Source organism: Shewanella sp. KJ2020 (assembly GCF_024197625.1).
GTDB lineage: Bacteria > Pseudomonadota > Gammaproteobacteria > Enterobacterales > Shewanellaceae > Shewanella.
The window spans coordinates 213,677-228,690 of record NZ_JAKUKD010000032.1 but is presented as its reverse complement, the minus strand read 5'-3'; the positions used below and the strand labels follow the sequence as shown (position 1 = coordinate 228,690).

Annotated in this window: 14 protein-coding genes and 1 pseudogene; 1 reads left to right on the top strand and 14 read right to left on the bottom strand. The window is 35.5% G+C overall.

The window, feature by feature from the left end:
• Positions 1 to 271: 271 nt before the first annotated feature.
• Positions 272 to 2,272, bottom strand: coding sequence for a GGDEF domain-containing phosphodiesterase (locus MJO46_RS18960; RefSeq protein ID WP_253990662.1), 2,001 nt, complete (start codon positions 2,270 to 2,272; stop codon positions 272 to 274).
• A 5-nt stretch (positions 2,273 to 2,277) separates the two neighbouring features.
• Between MJO46_RS18960 and MJO46_RS18955 the strand changes: the two genes are divergently transcribed.
• The gene (locus MJO46_RS18955; RefSeq protein WP_069455305.1) at positions 2,278 to 3,201 is read left to right on the top strand and encodes an IS5-like element ISSpu11 family transposase; all 924 of its coding nucleotides are present in this window, start codon (positions 2,278 to 2,280) and stop codon (positions 3,199 to 3,201) included.
• 40 nt (positions 3,202 to 3,241) lie between these two features.
• Here the strand turns inward: MJO46_RS18955 and MJO46_RS18950 are convergent.
• The 13 genes and pseudogenes from MJO46_RS18950 to MJO46_RS18890 form a co-directional block, all read right to left on the bottom strand.
• Positions 3,242 to 3,739: pseudogene (locus tag MJO46_RS18950) on the bottom strand (PAS domain-containing protein); the annotation flags it as partial.
• A gap of 62 nt (positions 3,740 to 3,801) precedes the next feature.
• The gene (gene tnpA / locus MJO46_RS18945) at positions 3,802 to 4,239 is read right to left on the bottom strand and encodes an IS200/IS605 family transposase (RefSeq protein ID WP_253990382.1); all 438 of its coding nucleotides are present in this window, start codon (positions 4,237 to 4,239) and stop codon (positions 3,802 to 3,804) included.
• 71 nt (positions 4,240 to 4,310) lie between these two features.
• Positions 4,311 to 4,973, bottom strand: a complete 663-nt coding sequence (locus tag MJO46_RS18940) for a PAS domain S-box protein (RefSeq protein ID WP_253990660.1) — start codon at positions 4,971 to 4,973, stop codon at positions 4,311 to 4,313.
• 387 nt (positions 4,974 to 5,360) lie between these two features.
• Entirely contained in the window at positions 5,361 to 7,313 is a 1,953-nt protein-coding gene (locus MJO46_RS20030) for a methyl-accepting chemotaxis protein (RefSeq protein ID WP_253990659.1), read from the bottom strand.
• Between the two features lie 90 nt (positions 7,314 to 7,403).
• Positions 7,404 to 7,841: an IS200/IS605 family transposase gene (gene tnpA, locus MJO46_RS18930; RefSeq protein ID WP_253990658.1), complete on the bottom strand. Its 438-nt coding sequence runs from the start codon at positions 7,839 to 7,841 to the stop codon at positions 7,404 to 7,406.
• 63 nt (positions 7,842 to 7,904) lie between these two features.
• Entirely contained in the window at positions 7,905 to 8,771 is an 867-nt protein-coding gene (locus MJO46_RS18925; RefSeq protein ID WP_253990657.1) for a hypothetical protein, read from the bottom strand.
• The gene (locus tag MJO46_RS18920; protein ID WP_253990656.1) at positions 8,764 to 9,972 is read right to left on the bottom strand and encodes an O-antigen polymerase; all 1,209 of its coding nucleotides are present in this window, start codon (positions 9,970 to 9,972) and stop codon (positions 8,764 to 8,766) included. Before MJO46_RS18920 ends, MJO46_RS18925 begins: the two co-directional genes overlap by 8 nt.
• The gene (locus tag MJO46_RS18915; RefSeq protein WP_253990655.1) at positions 9,956 to 11,200 is read right to left on the bottom strand and encodes a hypothetical protein; all 1,245 of its coding nucleotides are present in this window, start codon (positions 11,198 to 11,200) and stop codon (positions 9,956 to 9,958) included. Before MJO46_RS18915 ends, MJO46_RS18920 begins: the two co-directional genes overlap by 17 nt.
• On the bottom strand, positions 11,193 to 12,293 hold the full coding sequence (locus tag MJO46_RS18910; RefSeq protein WP_253990654.1) for a DegT/DnrJ/EryC1/StrS aminotransferase family protein: 1,101 nt from the start codon (positions 12,291 to 12,293) through the stop codon (positions 11,193 to 11,195). Before MJO46_RS18910 ends, MJO46_RS18915 begins: the two co-directional genes overlap by 8 nt.
• Positions 12,290 to 13,216, bottom strand: a complete 927-nt coding sequence (locus MJO46_RS18905; RefSeq protein WP_253990653.1) for a hypothetical protein — start codon at positions 13,214 to 13,216, stop codon at positions 12,290 to 12,292. The genes MJO46_RS18910 and MJO46_RS18905 overlap by 4 nt, the downstream gene beginning before the upstream one ends.
• Positions 13,206 to 13,688 carry a DapH/DapD/GlmU-related protein gene (locus tag MJO46_RS18900; protein ID WP_253990652.1) on the bottom strand — a complete coding sequence of 161 codons (483 nt, stop codon included), beginning with the start codon at positions 13,686 to 13,688 and terminating at the stop codon, positions 13,206 to 13,208. The genes MJO46_RS18905 and MJO46_RS18900 overlap by 11 nt, the downstream gene beginning before the upstream one ends.
• Positions 13,685 to 14,614 (bottom strand): hypothetical protein, encoded by a 930-nt coding sequence (locus tag MJO46_RS18895; RefSeq protein ID WP_253990651.1) that lies wholly within the window; start codon positions 14,612 to 14,614, stop codon positions 13,685 to 13,687. The genes MJO46_RS18900 and MJO46_RS18895 overlap by 4 nt, the downstream gene beginning before the upstream one ends.
• The gene (locus MJO46_RS18890; protein WP_253990650.1) at positions 14,601 to 15,014 is read right to left on the bottom strand and encodes an FdtA/QdtA family cupin domain-containing protein; all 414 of its coding nucleotides are present in this window, start codon (positions 15,012 to 15,014) and stop codon (positions 14,601 to 14,603) included. Before MJO46_RS18890 ends, MJO46_RS18895 begins: the two co-directional genes overlap by 14 nt.

Genomic DNA, 15,014 nt, shown 5'->3' with positions numbered 1-15,014 from the left:
TCAATTCAAACCAATCTAAAAAAAAGTAGAAAAACAGGCTGCTTAAATCGGTCAATGATGACAACTAGCTTGAAAAACGCAGAGACCTTACTGAAGAAGTCCAATGATCCCGACGCTAAATTGTATTAGTTCAGACTAGATCTGAGCTAGTACATATAAGCCTAAAGCACTTGTTACCCAGTAATCCACTAGACTAGCTGCAGTTCACCAGAGGGATCCCTACCTTAACGAGTGAACCATCAGCTCCACTTATTATTTGTTAGGTTGTTAGTCACTCTCGCCATGTATTATCTGGCTGCCAATTTGCAACCCAATCTGGAATGCCCTTGCCCATCATTGGCCTAGCAATCGCGTATCCTTGCGCAAATTCACAGCCTAATTGCAATAGAGCAACACCATGTGCAATCGTCTCTACCCCCTCAGCAATGACTTTACGATCAAATGACTTAGCCAATATCACAACACTTTCGACAATTGCCAAGTCATCAGGATCAACCAACATGTCATATACAAAGGTCTGATCTATTTTTATAAAACTTGCAGGTAAACGCCTAAGGTAACTGAGTGAAGAATAACCAGTTCCAAAGTCATCTAACGCAAAATTAACGCCAAGCGCAATACACTCGTGCATGGTTTTTGATACTTGTAACAAATCACCTATAGCACTGGTTTCGAGCACTTCTAATTCTAAAGCACTAGGATTAATCTCTGGATAGGCGGCTAATAATCCTGCTAAGCGAGTGACAAAATCCTCACTCTGTAATTGAAGTGCACTAATATTAACACTAATAGGAATATCTAGCCCGAGAGTTTTCCATGCTTCAATTTGGCTCAATGCAGTGCTAATGACCCATTCGCCGACCTCTATAACGAGAACATTATTCTCAATAATGGGTAAAAACTCATTCGGGCTAACTAAACCAAGCTCGGGAGATTGCCAACGGATCAATGCTTCAACACCTATCACTGCTCCCGTTCTCATATTTACCTTAGGTTGGTAATAAAGTAAAAACTCCGAATTTTTCAATGCATTGCGAATGCTATCCAACTTTTTATGTTGGATAACCATCGCAGTATTATGTGCTGAATCAAATAAATGGTAACGATTCTTACCCTGTTGTTTAGCGACATACATGGCTTGATCTGCATTACGCATAAGTTGGTCTGCATCTACACCGTCTTCAGGATAAATGGCCACACCAATACTGGCCGAAATATCTAATCTGATCCCATTAATATCAATCGGCGCCGATGCCGCCAACAGCATCCGCTCTAAAATAGGTTCACAATCCGATACCGTAGCTATATTTTCGATCACAGCCACAAACTCATCGCCGCCGATACGCGCCACCGTACCTTTATCACGCAGTGCTTCTTTTAGACGGGTTGAAACCTCTATTAATAACTCATCACCAATAATATGCCCGTAGCAATCATTAACTTTTTTGAATCTATCCAAATCCAAAAAGGCAACTGCGACTAATGAGTGTTGGCGTTGGCCTCGAATCATTGATTGCGATAAGCGGTCAGCTAATAATGTTCGATTAGGTAAGTTCGTTAACATATCATAGTGAGCAATCCGCTCTAGTTGTTTCTGATGTGTTTTAATCGCTGTGATATCGTTAAATAGGGCAACGTAGTTTTGCACTACGCCATTATCATCGAGCACGGTGCTTATGGTAAGGATCTCAGGAAATACTTCACCATTCTTACGTTTATTCCAAATCTCCCCGCTCCAATGGCCTTTTTGTTGTAGAGCGGTCCACATATCAGCATAAAACTCAGGCAAGTGATTTCCTGATTTAAGGAGCCGTGGGTTTTTCCCTATCACTTCATCACGGGTATAGCCAGTAATGGACGTAAATGCTGCATTAACCTCTATAATCATACCCGCTGTATCGGTGATAGTGATCCCCTCTCTGGCATAAGTGAATACACTGGCTGCAAGCTTACGTACATCATCTGCTTGCTTTGCTTTAGTAATATCTTGATACGTACCTGACATGCGCATAGGCTTTTCATCAGCTGTCCATTCAACCACCCTGCCACGATCGAGTATCCAGATCCAAGAGCCGTTCTTGTGCTTAACCCGAAATTCGGACTCCAAATTATCGATCTGACTCTTGAGACATTTATTAACCAGATGTTTAATATAATTGACGTCGTCTGGATGCATTAATGTCTGCCAGATATCAATGGCTTTGTTTCCTAAATCAGTTGAACTAAAACCATAGCTGGTGATCTGATCGGCATAGCCTATCAACTCACCCATCAATCGTGTCAAAACCTCGCTATAAAACAACTAACTGGAAGCAATACAATCAAGCCTTAATTAATCGTGGCTCACTTACCTTCTGGATTGATGAGGACGCTATCGCCCAGTGGAAAGCTAAGGCTGAGCAACCAAGGAAAGGTCGCCCACACGTATTTAGCGACTTAGCCATTACCACCGCACTAATGGTTAAACGTGTTTTCTCTATGCCACTGCGAGCGTTACAAGGCTTTATCAACTCGGTGTTTAAACTGGCTGATATTCCGCTTTCGTGCCCACATTACACTTGTATCAGCAAACGAGCGAAAGCCGTCAAGATTGCTTTTAAAACCAAGACGCGTGGCACCATTGAGCACTTGGCTATCGATTCGACAGGCTTGAAGGTTTATGGCGAAGGTGAGTGGAAAGTGAAGAAACATGGCACAGATGGCAAGCGCCGCGTGTGGCGTAAGCTGCATATCGCCGTCGATACCCATAGCCATGAAATTATTGCAGCAGAACTGAGTTTATCCGGCGTCACTGATGCTGAAGTTATGCCGAATTTGCTCAAGCAAACCCATCGAAAAATCCGAAATATTTCAGGTGATGGTGCTTACGACACAAGAGCCTGTCACGATGCGGTTCGTAGAAAACGCGCTTTAGTACTCATTCCACCGAGGGACGGTGCTGCACTCTGGGAACACGGACATCCGCGTAACTTAGCGGTCAGTTGGCAACAGCTTTATGGTTCAAATAAGCAGTGGAAAAAACGGTATGGTTATCATCGGCGGTCAATCTCAGAAACTGCCATGTACAGGGTAAAGCAATTACTTGGTGGTAGATTGAGCCTGCGAAATTATAACGGTCAGGTGGGAGAAACTTACGCGATGATAAAGGCTTTGAACAAGCTTACAGGGCTAGGCATGCCTGAAACTTACCGTGTAGTTTGATATTTAGACGATTATGAGGGGCTTTGTTCGCTGAATCGATTTAGGAAACAAAGCCGATATCAATGTCAATAGATCTAAGCTGTTGTTCACTGTAACCTAAGATCTCTGCGACTCGCTGATTGAATATAATATCACCGGTTTGTACATTCCATTCCCATGTACCGATATTAGCCGCCCAGATTACTTCTGCATAGCGCTGACTTTGCTCACGAAATTTCTTTTCAGTCTCCTCTAAAGCCATTTGGGTACGTATTTTTTCGGTAACATCTAGGATCAATGACGTCACACCAATAATGCCACCGTTATTATTAACGATTGGCGTATTATGCCATTCACAGATAATGGTTCTACCATCTTTTGTTATATTCTCATTGAGATTAATGCTGATTGATTTTTTATTGCTTTTAAACATAGCTTTACAGACATTTTTAATCTCATGTCTACTTTCTTCTGGTACTAATAACTCTAGTAAATCATGTCCTCGAACTTCATCGGCAGAGTACCCGAATATCGCTTCTGCGGATCTATTCATTTCAGTAAAGAATCCGCCTTCTTAGAAGGCGGCTTTGACTTGCCCCTGGAAGGGGCTATTCCAAGAACCTACATCATCTGCAACGACAATTGAGCCTCATGTGCCTGATCTTGTTTATCTTGATGGCGCACATATCGTCTAATGATTTCTTCATTAATCCCTACTGTATCTACAAAATAACCTCTGGCCCAAAAGCTATTGCCCCATAGCTTTTTACGTACATGAGGGAATTTATTAAACAGCCTTATCGCACTTCTTCCTTTCAATACTCCCATCAGCGTTGATACTGACAGCTTCGGCGGGATTATGACAACCAAGTGAACGTGGTCTATCTGAACGTTTAATTCTAAAACCTCACAACCCTTCATATTGCAAAGGATATAAATTGACCTGTATAACTCCTTACCAAGGTTTCCTTTTAAAATTTTAAAACGGTACTTCGGAGTCCAAACAATATGATATTTGCAACGCCAATAAACATGTGATGAACTTCTATAATCGCCCATGCTTTTCGTTTCCTCTTACTTGTGGTGAATAAGAAGTCTCTTTTAGCATGGGCGTAATTCAGGCTATAGCCTCAAGGAACAATCACCACCGCCAGAGGCGGTGGTTTTGGGATGACAATAAAATTTACATTTTGATCCCATGAAATATATCCGAGCGGTGTATTTTGTACATGGTGAGACAACATTGCTTCACTAACCTGTAATTTCATCGCAGTTGTGTGGCGTTCAGTTACATCGCGAATAAAACCCATGTAACCCTGAATTTGGTCATCAGCATCTTTTATCACTATTCTAACGGTTTCACCGATAACGATATTGCCATTCTTGTGCAGATAGTTTACTTCATACGGTTTGACTTTCTCACCAGCGCTAAGATTAAAATACATCCGACCATGTCGTTCGTATTCCGCATCACTCTCATAAATTATCGATGCTTTCTTTCCTACTAGTTCATCTTCAAAGTACCCAAGAATATCAGTAAAAGATTGATTTACTGAGAGGATAATTCTATGTTGGTTAACAAAAATGAATCCATCCGTGGAGCAATTATAGATTGAGGTGAACAACATTTGGGTATTAACAGCTGCTATTTTAGCTCCATCCAAAGCGCGCTGTGTTTCTTCGCGTTCATAAAGCTCTCTAGGTAACCAATGCTTTATAAGAAGCCAGATAACCAGTAAACCTGCTATAATATTAATTAATTTGAAGATAATTAACCAAGATGGGGATGACAATAAGTCGTTTATCGTTTTAGGTGTCAACCCATATAGAGAGTTTAAATATAAACCATAATAAACACTGTCTATAATGGTTCTAGCAGCATCAATACTTAGAACAATAAAGAGAATGGCAATGCTTCTATCAATTGCGCCTTTAATTTTCTTTAATTGTTTCAGTTTTAACAGATAAATACCGACAATAACTAACCATAAGATAGTTAATATCCAGTATGATATTGGTGCAATAAGTTCAAAAATTTCTGCATCCTCTCACTCAATCATTGTTAGACGCCCCCACGCATAACAATTAACAATTAACAATTAACAATTAACAATCAACAATTAACAATTAACAATAGAAAAGCATACCCTAGAGATATGCCGAATATTAGTCATAAAAAGTTAAACCTTAAATTGATCAACTAGTTCTTTTAGCTGTTCTGATAAATGTGCTATTTCACTCGTTGATGCTCTTGTTTGGTTTGCAGCAATCGCATTTTCTTCAGCTATATTTTTTACATTAATTACATTCTCATTAATGCTCTCTGCAACAGAGCTTTGTTGCTCGGATGCACTTGCTATCTGAATATTCATGTCATTGATGACACTAATAGCTTGAGTAATTGCCTGTAATGTTCGCCCTGTGTCATTTGCTTGTTCTACGCACTCTGCAGCTTGATTTCTCCCATGCGCCATCACTATTACCGTGCTTTGTGTTCCTGCTTGAAGCTGCTCAATCATATGTTGAATTTCTTGAGTAGACCCCTGCGTTCGCAGAGCCAGCGAGCGAACTTCATCGGCGACAACAGCAAAGCCACGCCCCTGTTCGCCTGCTCGAGCGGCTTCAATCGCAGCATTAAGTGCCAGTAAATTAGTTTGGTCGGCAATGCCTCGGATTACATCCAAAATTTTGACGATATTGATAGTCGCCAATTCAACCTCTTCGAGCTTCTCCGAAGATTCATTTACACTATCAGCAAGCGAATTAATTGCTAAAATCGTTCTTTGAACCACCTGACTACCCAACTGTGCATCTTTGTCAGCTGTATTAGCAGCCATGGCTGCATTAGCTGCATTACTGGCAACATCATTAACGGTCGTTGCCATTTCATTCATCGCCGTTGCGACCAAATCCGTTTCAATACGCTGGTTCGCTACCCCCTGACTTGATTGCTCAGTGACCACAGCCAACTCTTGTGAAGCAGAAGCAAGCTCAATGCTGGCACCTGATATCGTAGCAATAATATTTCTCAGGTTAGTTGCGGTACCTTGAATAGATGCAATCAACTGCCCCGTTTCATCTTGACTAGAATGACTGAATTCAATGGTCAAGTCTCCCTTGGCCAATTGGTTAGCGGCTTCTACTGCTAGGCGGATTGGACGAGTAATGGAGGTAGTCAACAAATAGGCTGCAATGGCTCCCATTATGATGGCAATAAAAGATAGAAGAAGAGTGAGATTGATACTGTTTTTTGTATTCACTTTAACGTCTGAGCCTAATAAATCTTGTTCTGCCATAACAGACAGTTTTAAATCTTCTACACTTTGCGCTACCTGTGGACCAATGATACTCAATGTATTATCAAATAACTGATTTTTTCTTTTAATAAGTTGATGAATATCATTGAAGCTATTCATATAATTCTGATGTGCCGTCAAGAATTCTGATAATAATGACTGATGAACTGGATTTGACAAGTATTGCTTGAGCTCTGCTGCCTCATTTCTCAATTTGGTGTCTATCGCATTGATAGCTACTGCATAATCTTGCTGACTATGAGAATTAAGGAACTTTGACACAAATAAGCGTCCAAACAATAATCGCTCTTGGACATGGGAAGCGTGATAGATAGCTTGATTATCATCTTCAATGTAAGCCGATTTAATAATTGAAGCGATAGCTTTACCCATTATATCTCCCTGAGGGATAAGCTGTTCATTGAGGACACTGTTTTGTTGCTGCGTTAAAGACACCACGATAGAAAAAGTATTGTTATATTCGGTGATAGCTGAATCGAGACTGTCAATAATTTGTGCACGTTCTGGTTGTTGAATTTCCTTTTTGCTCTGAACTAATAAGGCATTAATTTTATCAAAGTAGTCTTTATATTGAGTAAGATTATTATCACTTTGAGTATTTAGATAACCCAACACATTAATTCTAACCATTAACATATTTGCCTGCAAACGCCCAGAGAGATTAGTTTCATTGGCTAGGGCTTCGTATGTCGTGATTCCGTCATTAGCTTTTTTAAGTGCAAAAACACCTATAACGAGAACAATTGAAAGGATAGCTAACACGAAAAAAAGCTTAAACCAATTTTTAATCCTAATCGTAAATTTCTGAACATACACCCGCCAAATACTTATCCATTAAAATAGTAAAGAATCCGCCTTCTTAGAAGGCGGCTTTGACATGCCCCTGGAAGGGGCTATTCCAAGAACCTACATCATCTGCAACGACAATTGAGCCTCATGTGCCTGATCTTGTTTATCTTGATGGCGCACATATCGTCTAATGATTTCTTCATTAACCCCTACTGTATCTACAAAATAACCTCTGGCCCAAAAGCTATTGCCCCATAGCTTTTTACGTACATGAGGGAATTTATTGAATAGCCTTATCGCACTTCTTCCTTTCAATACTCCCATCAGCGTTGATACTGACAGCTTCGGCGGGATTATGACAACCAAGTGAACGTGGTCTATCTGAACGTTTAATTCTAAAACCTCACAACCCTTCATATTGCAAAGGATATAAATTGACCTGTATAACTCCTTACCAAGGTTTCCTTTTAAAATTTTAAAACGGTACTTCGGAGTCCAAACAATATGATATTTGCAACGCCAATAAACATGTGATGAACTTCTATAATCGCCCATGCTTTTCGTTTCCTCTTACTTGTGGTGAATAAGAAGTCTCTTTTAGCATGGGCGTAATTCAGGCTATAGCCTCAAGGAACAATCACCACCGCCAGAGGCGGTGGTTTTGGGATGACAATAAAATGCCCAAACAAAATCTACTTTATTATACAACTCACTTATATCATTTGGATGGTATGGACCTAAAAATTTAATATTCTTGAAATTTTCCGACTCACTTACAATCACATCTACAAAACTCCCCCTTCCAGACAAATATAATTCATAAGATGGAAATTTTTTTACAAACTCAATCAACTCCAGCAATCCTCTAGATGAGTCAAGAGTACCAAAATAACCTATTCTCTTTACATCTTCACTTCTATTTTCAATCTTACTACCGACGAAGACACCTGTAGAATTAATAGAAATTTCAGGTACATTTTCCAAAACTATATAATTATCACTAGGTATGTTCCACTTAAGATTAAGTCTATCTAAATAAAATTGAACTCGATTTTCAAGAGGAAGTATAACATCTCCTCTATATTTAATAATAAAAATTTCAATAAAATCAAAAATCTTATTGAATTTAAACTTTGAGAAACGTGTTTGAGATATCGGGTCAACAATGTCTAAAACAACCTTATTCCCAACAAGTTTAGAACCCAAATAAACAGGAATAAACGTATCAAGATCCATGCAAATTGAAATACTTCCTTTTTTCACTTTAAATAGTGAATACATTAGCAAATAAATCAAATATAAAGGATATACGAGAAATTTAGAAAATCTTTTTTTTCCAAGCTTGATAATTTCTAATCCAGAACTATTAGAATAATAGTCCTCCCAACAATTAAAAATAACATTACCTTTTAATAAATTTTTATATCTTACCGTTCTTGAATCTTGCTGGTAAGGGACTGCTCTAAATACATAAACATCATTCACGAGTTAAAGACTCCTTTTTTACAAAACAGCCAACAAAAATAACAAACCATACAAAATTAGAAAAAATAAAAAACGATTTAAGTGAAAAAAACAATACAAAAACATAAAACAAAATTAAAAAATATAGATATTTAGACTCTAAGAATTGCAAATTTACGATTGACTTAAACGTGAAATAAAAATAAATTAAAATAAAAAAAGCGAGTTGAACCAATCCTCCGGAGACTAGAAATCTCATATATATAGAGTCACTAGGATGATATCCAATATCAAGATACTCTTGCCTATTTAATGTAAAAACTCCCTTCCCCAAAATATTTTCATTAAATGTGTTTAACCAATAAAAATGCCTACTAAATGTATCAGAACTAGACTCAGATAAATCTTTACCATGAAATAAATTAATAAAGGGCTCGAATGCCCAATCAAACATTTCAGGGTTCAACGTCAAAAGAATCGCTGATGCTGTAAACACTAGTAGCGAAGTGGATATAAGTATTTTTATTTTACTAAAAAAATTTGACAGAAAAAATATAAATATCAGAAAAGAAAAAATTAGAAATAATCCACTTCTCCCAGACATCATAGCACAAGCAATAAGTAAAGTCAGAAAGGAAAAATAGCATATTCCGTTAAATTTTTCTCTAGAGAGAATGAGTAAACAAAAAGCGAATGAAAAGATCACCGACTGATCAGCAAATAAAAAACCTGAAACGCCAAAATTGCGGAATGGCGAGAACAATCTTTCTTCTATTGTAAATAATTCTTTAGATTGGTCAACAACAAAAGAAAACCATAAACTTTTGAATTCCGGAAGTAACACTTGAAAAAGAATAATAAAAGCATGAATAAGACATGCATAAATAATTATCCTTAATACCAATCTTATATCTGGAATGTAAAAAATTAGCAATTTTGCAAAAAAATATGAAGTTAAAACCTTTAAGAACAATACAAGTAAATAGCTTACCTCACCAAAATATATAAAGACAGAAAAAATATAAATTAAAAAAGAAACAAAATAAATAACAATCCATTTTTCAACTTTTCTAAAAATACTTAAAAGTGATACAGATAGCACCAAAAATTGAGTAGACATGCTAACAATTGTGAAAGGGAAAATAAACAAAAAAACTAATAAGCTAAACAAAAATATACTAAACTCGTTCACAACAGAATATATTTTAATGTTTTTTTTCATACATTTTTTTTAATAGTAGTTTAACTTTTCTCACCATCAAAAATAAAATAGTGAAGTTTCTATCAATTAAATTCCTTAAGTGTATACCATATAAATTACTTAATTCACTGTAATCTATTAACCTTTTAGAAATCAAATCTATATCATGACTATTAAGTGTATATTCTTTGCACTTAATACCCTCTAAAGTCAAATCAGCTTCTTCAAATACCTCCCTCAAGGTTACTCCATCTCTGCTTATAAAATTTTCGTAAACGTAAGTACCCAATGAGTAATCAATGGTTTGATAGAGCCATGTATATCTATAATTAGAAGGAACAATATCGAAAAAAACATCAACAATTAAAGTTGGAATACTGAGCTTACCACCTTCTAAAACTGAAGTCCCCATTGCAATCAGTACATCTACATTCTCTGTTAAAAAATTATCTAGATCAGCTGCAGCGACTTCACCTATAAATTCTACTAACAAACGATCTGTTGAAGTACATTTTGATATAACATCTTTTAACTGAGGACCGTTTCCAACTATTACATAATGTAAATCAATGTTCAAAGCTTTAGACAAATTAACTAAGTCATTATATATATGGAGTATGCTATTAACTTTTAGATCAGCAACTCTACCTAACCATGCAAAACAAAATCGCCGCTTTGTATTAACTCTGACTTTATGAATTGAATTATCTAAGCCAATTACAGGTATTGGTAAGTATTTCTTACAAAGCTCCAAATTAAATAAATTTACAGCTGATGAATAATTTGTGTAGTCCATATGTATATATGCCCCACACTCATCTATAATCTTTACAACTTTTCTAAATTTATCATATGAATAAGGCAATAAACATTTATAAAAAAGCCTTCTTGACTTATAACTTTTATTTACAACAAGTGAATGTAAAGGAAAAACAGATTCAATATTAAGAGGATGAATAGACCAAAATAAAACTTTTAAATTATCAGAAAAAAAGTAGTTATCATACAGATCCATCATTAAATTAGGAGGTAAAACTAATAAGTCAACATTTAATATATCATCTTCTTTATATTGAATAAAATTAATTCCGTTATTCATTGCAAAGTTAGATAATAATCCATCTTTATAATCAATGAGATAAACGGAGTATAGCTTACTTAAAGCCAACGACATTCGACAAAAAAGTAATTCAGCACCACCTAGTGTATAGCTTGGGTAGTAAAATGCTATACTTCTTATCTTACTCATATAAATTAACTGCATTAATAATTTGATTTACTTCTGTTTCTTCCATAAATGGTCCAATAGGCAAACTTAAAACTCGCTTGTGAATACCTTCTGTAATAGGGAGAACAAAATCTTTATACTCGGTATATGCTTGTTGCTTATGAGGTGCTTTGGGATAATGAATCATTGTTTCGATTCCCTTGCTTAATAAAAACTCATGTAGATTGTCTCTGTGTTCAGTTTCAATAACAAATAGATGAAAAACGTGATCAGAATCTCCGCCCCAAGTAGGTAAGGAAACTAAAGGATTGATAATCTCACCGATATATCTTTTTGCAATATTTCGTCTATTATTGGTTTCATCTTCTAAGTACCGCAATTTTACTCTTAACATCGCTGCTTGAATTTCATCTAACCTTGAATTAACTCCTTTATATAAATTTTCATATTTTTTATGAGACCCATAGTTACGCAAAGCTTTTAGTACTGAAGCAAGTTCCTTGTCATTAGTAGTAATAGCTCCAGCATCACCTAAAGCTCCCAAATTCTTTCCTGGATAAAAACTAAATGCTCCAGCATCTCCCCAATTACCTGCTCGTTTACCATTAATTTCAGCACCATGTGCTTGAGCACAATCCTCTAAAACGAGTAAATTATTTTCTTTAGCAATTGCCATTAATTCAGGCATAGGAGAAAGCAATCCATATAGATGGACTGACAAAATTGCTTTAGTTTTAATTGTTATAGCTTTTTCAGTATTTTTTGGACATAAATTGTAAGTTTTAGGATCAGGCTCTACCAATACTGGGACTAAATCATTTTCCGATATAGCTAGAATCGATGCTATGTAAGTATTTGCTGGAACAATTATCTCATCACCAGGTTTTAATTTTCCCATCTCCTTCCAAGCTCGAATAACTAAAGCCAGTGCATCTAAACCATTTGCAACACCCACTGCATATTTAACATTGCAGAAATCAGCAAATTCCTGTTCGAAAGTTTCTAATTCCTGACCTAAAATATACCAACCAGAGTCAATAACACGGTTACATGCATCAGATAATTCACGTTTATAATTATTATTAACCATTTTCAAATCAAGAAATTTAATCATTTATTTAATACCCATGTTTCCTTTAATGAATTAGAGCAACCAATCATTTGCTTATAGTCATTCAAACCAATGGACAATTTACCATTTTCACTGCTCGGGCCTATATCCATGTGTTTATAACCTTTATCTTTGAAAAATTTCACTAGTTCAAAAGGTAAAAAATACATAGAATTTGATTTCTCCCCTATCTCGTTTGCCCCCCAATAAATAACTTGAACAACTTCTCGATTAACTTCAAACACTATAGCGGCAGCGGCATCATGACCATCAATAGTGGTATAGAAGTAAAAAGCTTTTGCTACGTTCGAAGTTGTAAGGAAGATTTCCTCCCAGGACATTCGTAATGGATAACCGTTCATGTCTCTGTTTTCTTTTATTATTTTATAAGCCCTTAATTTTTCCTCTTCACTGTTACAAAGAACCATCTCATTATTATACTTAGCAGCGGTTCTAATTGCCTTTTTAGTTACTGACGGCATTAAATCTAACTTAATATCATCAAGATTAATATGGGAATTTACATCTCTATAACTTAACTGAAATCCTAAATCGTTGAAGCTATGGGATATTTTAGAAATCAAAGATTCATCATAAAAATATGGTGGCAAAGATATTTTCAAACTATCTAAATTAGACGCGAAAAAATTTTCTTTCAACGATTTAAAAAAATCATGTACATGTGAATATTTAATATATTTTGAACTATATCTAATAAATGAAAATGGCGCACTAAACGGGGCTAACAAACAGGAATTTTTAACTCCGAAAATCATCGACATCTTATTATCATAATGAGTATATATAAACTCACACTTATCTTTATTAAAATAATTAAATCTTGAAGAAGAAAAAACTAAATCATTAGGTGAATTTTGAGTTTCATTGATTGCAGAACGCGCTACCTGTGAATTATCAAATATCATAATTTTCAATCCTTATAGCTTTCGCCATCGCACCTACAATAATGCTTCCTTTAACGAACTCTCCTCTGACCACACTATTTGCACCTACTATACACCTGTCTGATAAAATCGTCCCAGGAAGCAGCACTGCACCAGCTCCGATCCAACAATCATTACCTATTATTATTGGAAACTTCTCAATTGGAAATAATTTCTGTAGAACAGTGCTCATATTTGGTCCTGAATCAGCCATTAAATTAACATTCTGAGCTATACTAACATTATTACCTATAGTGATTTGTTGGCTAAATCCATTTATTATCGAATTCATACCTATATAGCAATCATCGCCAATTGATAACACGTATTGACTCGAACCATAAATTGAGCAATTTTTAGCAACTTTACATCTGTTTCCAAATCTTACATTATTAATGGAGGAAGATGGATCAATGTAAACGTTATTGCCAAGCAATATATTACTACATATCATATCTCGTCACTCATGAATTTAAAAACCAAATTATATAAATAAATTAAATCTAATTCACTCATATTATAATTTACTGGAATAAAAAAAGCATTTTCTCCATAAAAAAAACTGCACTCAACTCCATTTTTCTGCAATTTTTCTTTTAAATTTTCTTTATAAATCATAGGTAAATTAAACATAAAAACGCTTGGTACTTCGTTTTTTTCATAATCAAACCTAGCGCTAATTGATTTTTTATTGAACATACTTTCTAATTGCAAATAATTTAACTTTTGTTTTTCAACTAATGATGAAATGTTTTCTAAATAAAAAGAAATAACATTTTGTATATAATTAATCTGTTTATTATTTAGGGATGTAGATAAATCATTTCTAATTCTTTTTTTTGTAAGCAAGGCTCCCCCGTACTGAATGGGAAATGACTTAGGAAAACTTATTATCAAATAATCAGATTGAATAGAATGTTTTGGAGTAGATAAAAAAGCATGAGCATAATCTTCTATAATGGGGAGATTTAGTTTTGATAGCATATCCATATCTGAATAAATTTTGCCGAATTCATGTATAACGAATAAGACAGAAGTTGCATCAGTTACCTCTCTATTCCATTTACAGTATTTCTCTATTATTGTTGTCACGCAACTACTTACATACTTATTATTTGATGGTGTTAAAATTGTAACGATTGAATTTTTGTCTAAGGATAAATCCCTTAAAGCTAAATCTATAGCTTCCCTACCACCTGAAGTAATTGATATTTCGCTAACGTTATTATATTTTGTTTTTAATACACTAGCTAAATCGCCGTTACATGAAGATATAGCTTGATTTTTACTAAGATATTCTGTTCTAAATGGGCTGACTCTATAACTTGGGACCATAAAGAAATCCGCATCAATAAAATACATTTCACTAAAATCTTTCATGCGTTTTACTCAGCTCAATAAAGATATTATAGTCCCTAATATAATCATTTTCATTATAATAATCATCAGCTAATACCATTAGAACACAATCTTCTGAAAAATCATACATTTCATGCCATTGCATCGCATCGATTAATAAACCTTTATCTGGGGTTGACAAAATCACCTCCTGCTTATCTTTCCCATCATCCATCACAAAGCGGCAAGATCCTTTAAGACAAATGGCTATTTGCTTTAGTGCTTTATGAGCATGAAAACCTCTAGCGACATCTTGTGCAGTGCCATAAATATAATAAACCCGCTTAATATCAAATGGGATCTGGCAGTGTGCTTCCAGTGCGACTAGAGCGCCGCGTCCATCACCTAGTACTGGAAAATCAATTATAGTAATCAGGCTCAT

What these genes read in the sequence shown, in the direction of transcription:
- MJO46_RS18915 (WP_253990655.1), bottom strand. Translation starts at nt 11,200, where the DNA reads ATGAGTAAGATAAGAAGTATAGCATTTTACTACCCAAGCTATACACTA.
- MJO46_RS18920 (WP_253990656.1), bottom strand. Translation starts at nt 9,972, where the DNA reads ATGAAAAAAAACATTAAAATATATTCTGTTGTGAACGAGTTTAGTATA.
- tnpA (WP_253990382.1), bottom strand. Translation starts at nt 4,239, where the DNA reads ATGGGCGATTATAGAAGTTCATCACATGTTTATTGGCGTTGCAAATAT.
- MJO46_RS18895 (WP_253990651.1), bottom strand. Translation starts at nt 14,614, where the DNA reads ATGAAAGATTTTAGTGAAATGTATTTTATTGATGCGGATTTCTTTATG.
- MJO46_RS18905 (WP_253990653.1), bottom strand. Translation starts at nt 13,216, where the DNA reads ATGATATTTGATAATTCACAGGTAGCGCGTTCTGCAATCAATGAAACT.
- MJO46_RS18910 (WP_253990654.1), bottom strand. Translation starts at nt 12,293, where the DNA reads ATGATTAAATTTCTTGATTTGAAAATGGTTAATAATAATTATAAACGT.
- MJO46_RS18900 (WP_253990652.1), bottom strand. Translation starts at nt 13,688, where the DNA reads ATGATATGTAGTAATATATTGCTTGGCAATAACGTTTACATTGATCCA.
- MJO46_RS18890 (WP_253990650.1), bottom strand. Translation starts at nt 15,014, where the DNA reads ATGAGCCTGATTACTATAATTGATTTTCCAGTACTAGGTGATGGACGC.
- tnpA (WP_253990658.1), bottom strand. Translation starts at nt 7,841, where the DNA reads ATGGGCGATTATAGAAGTTCATCACATGTTTATTGGCGTTGCAAATAT.
- MJO46_RS18960 (WP_253990662.1), bottom strand. Translation starts at nt 2,272, where the DNA reads ATGGGTGAGTTGATAGGCTATGCCGATCAGATCACCAGCTATGGTTTT.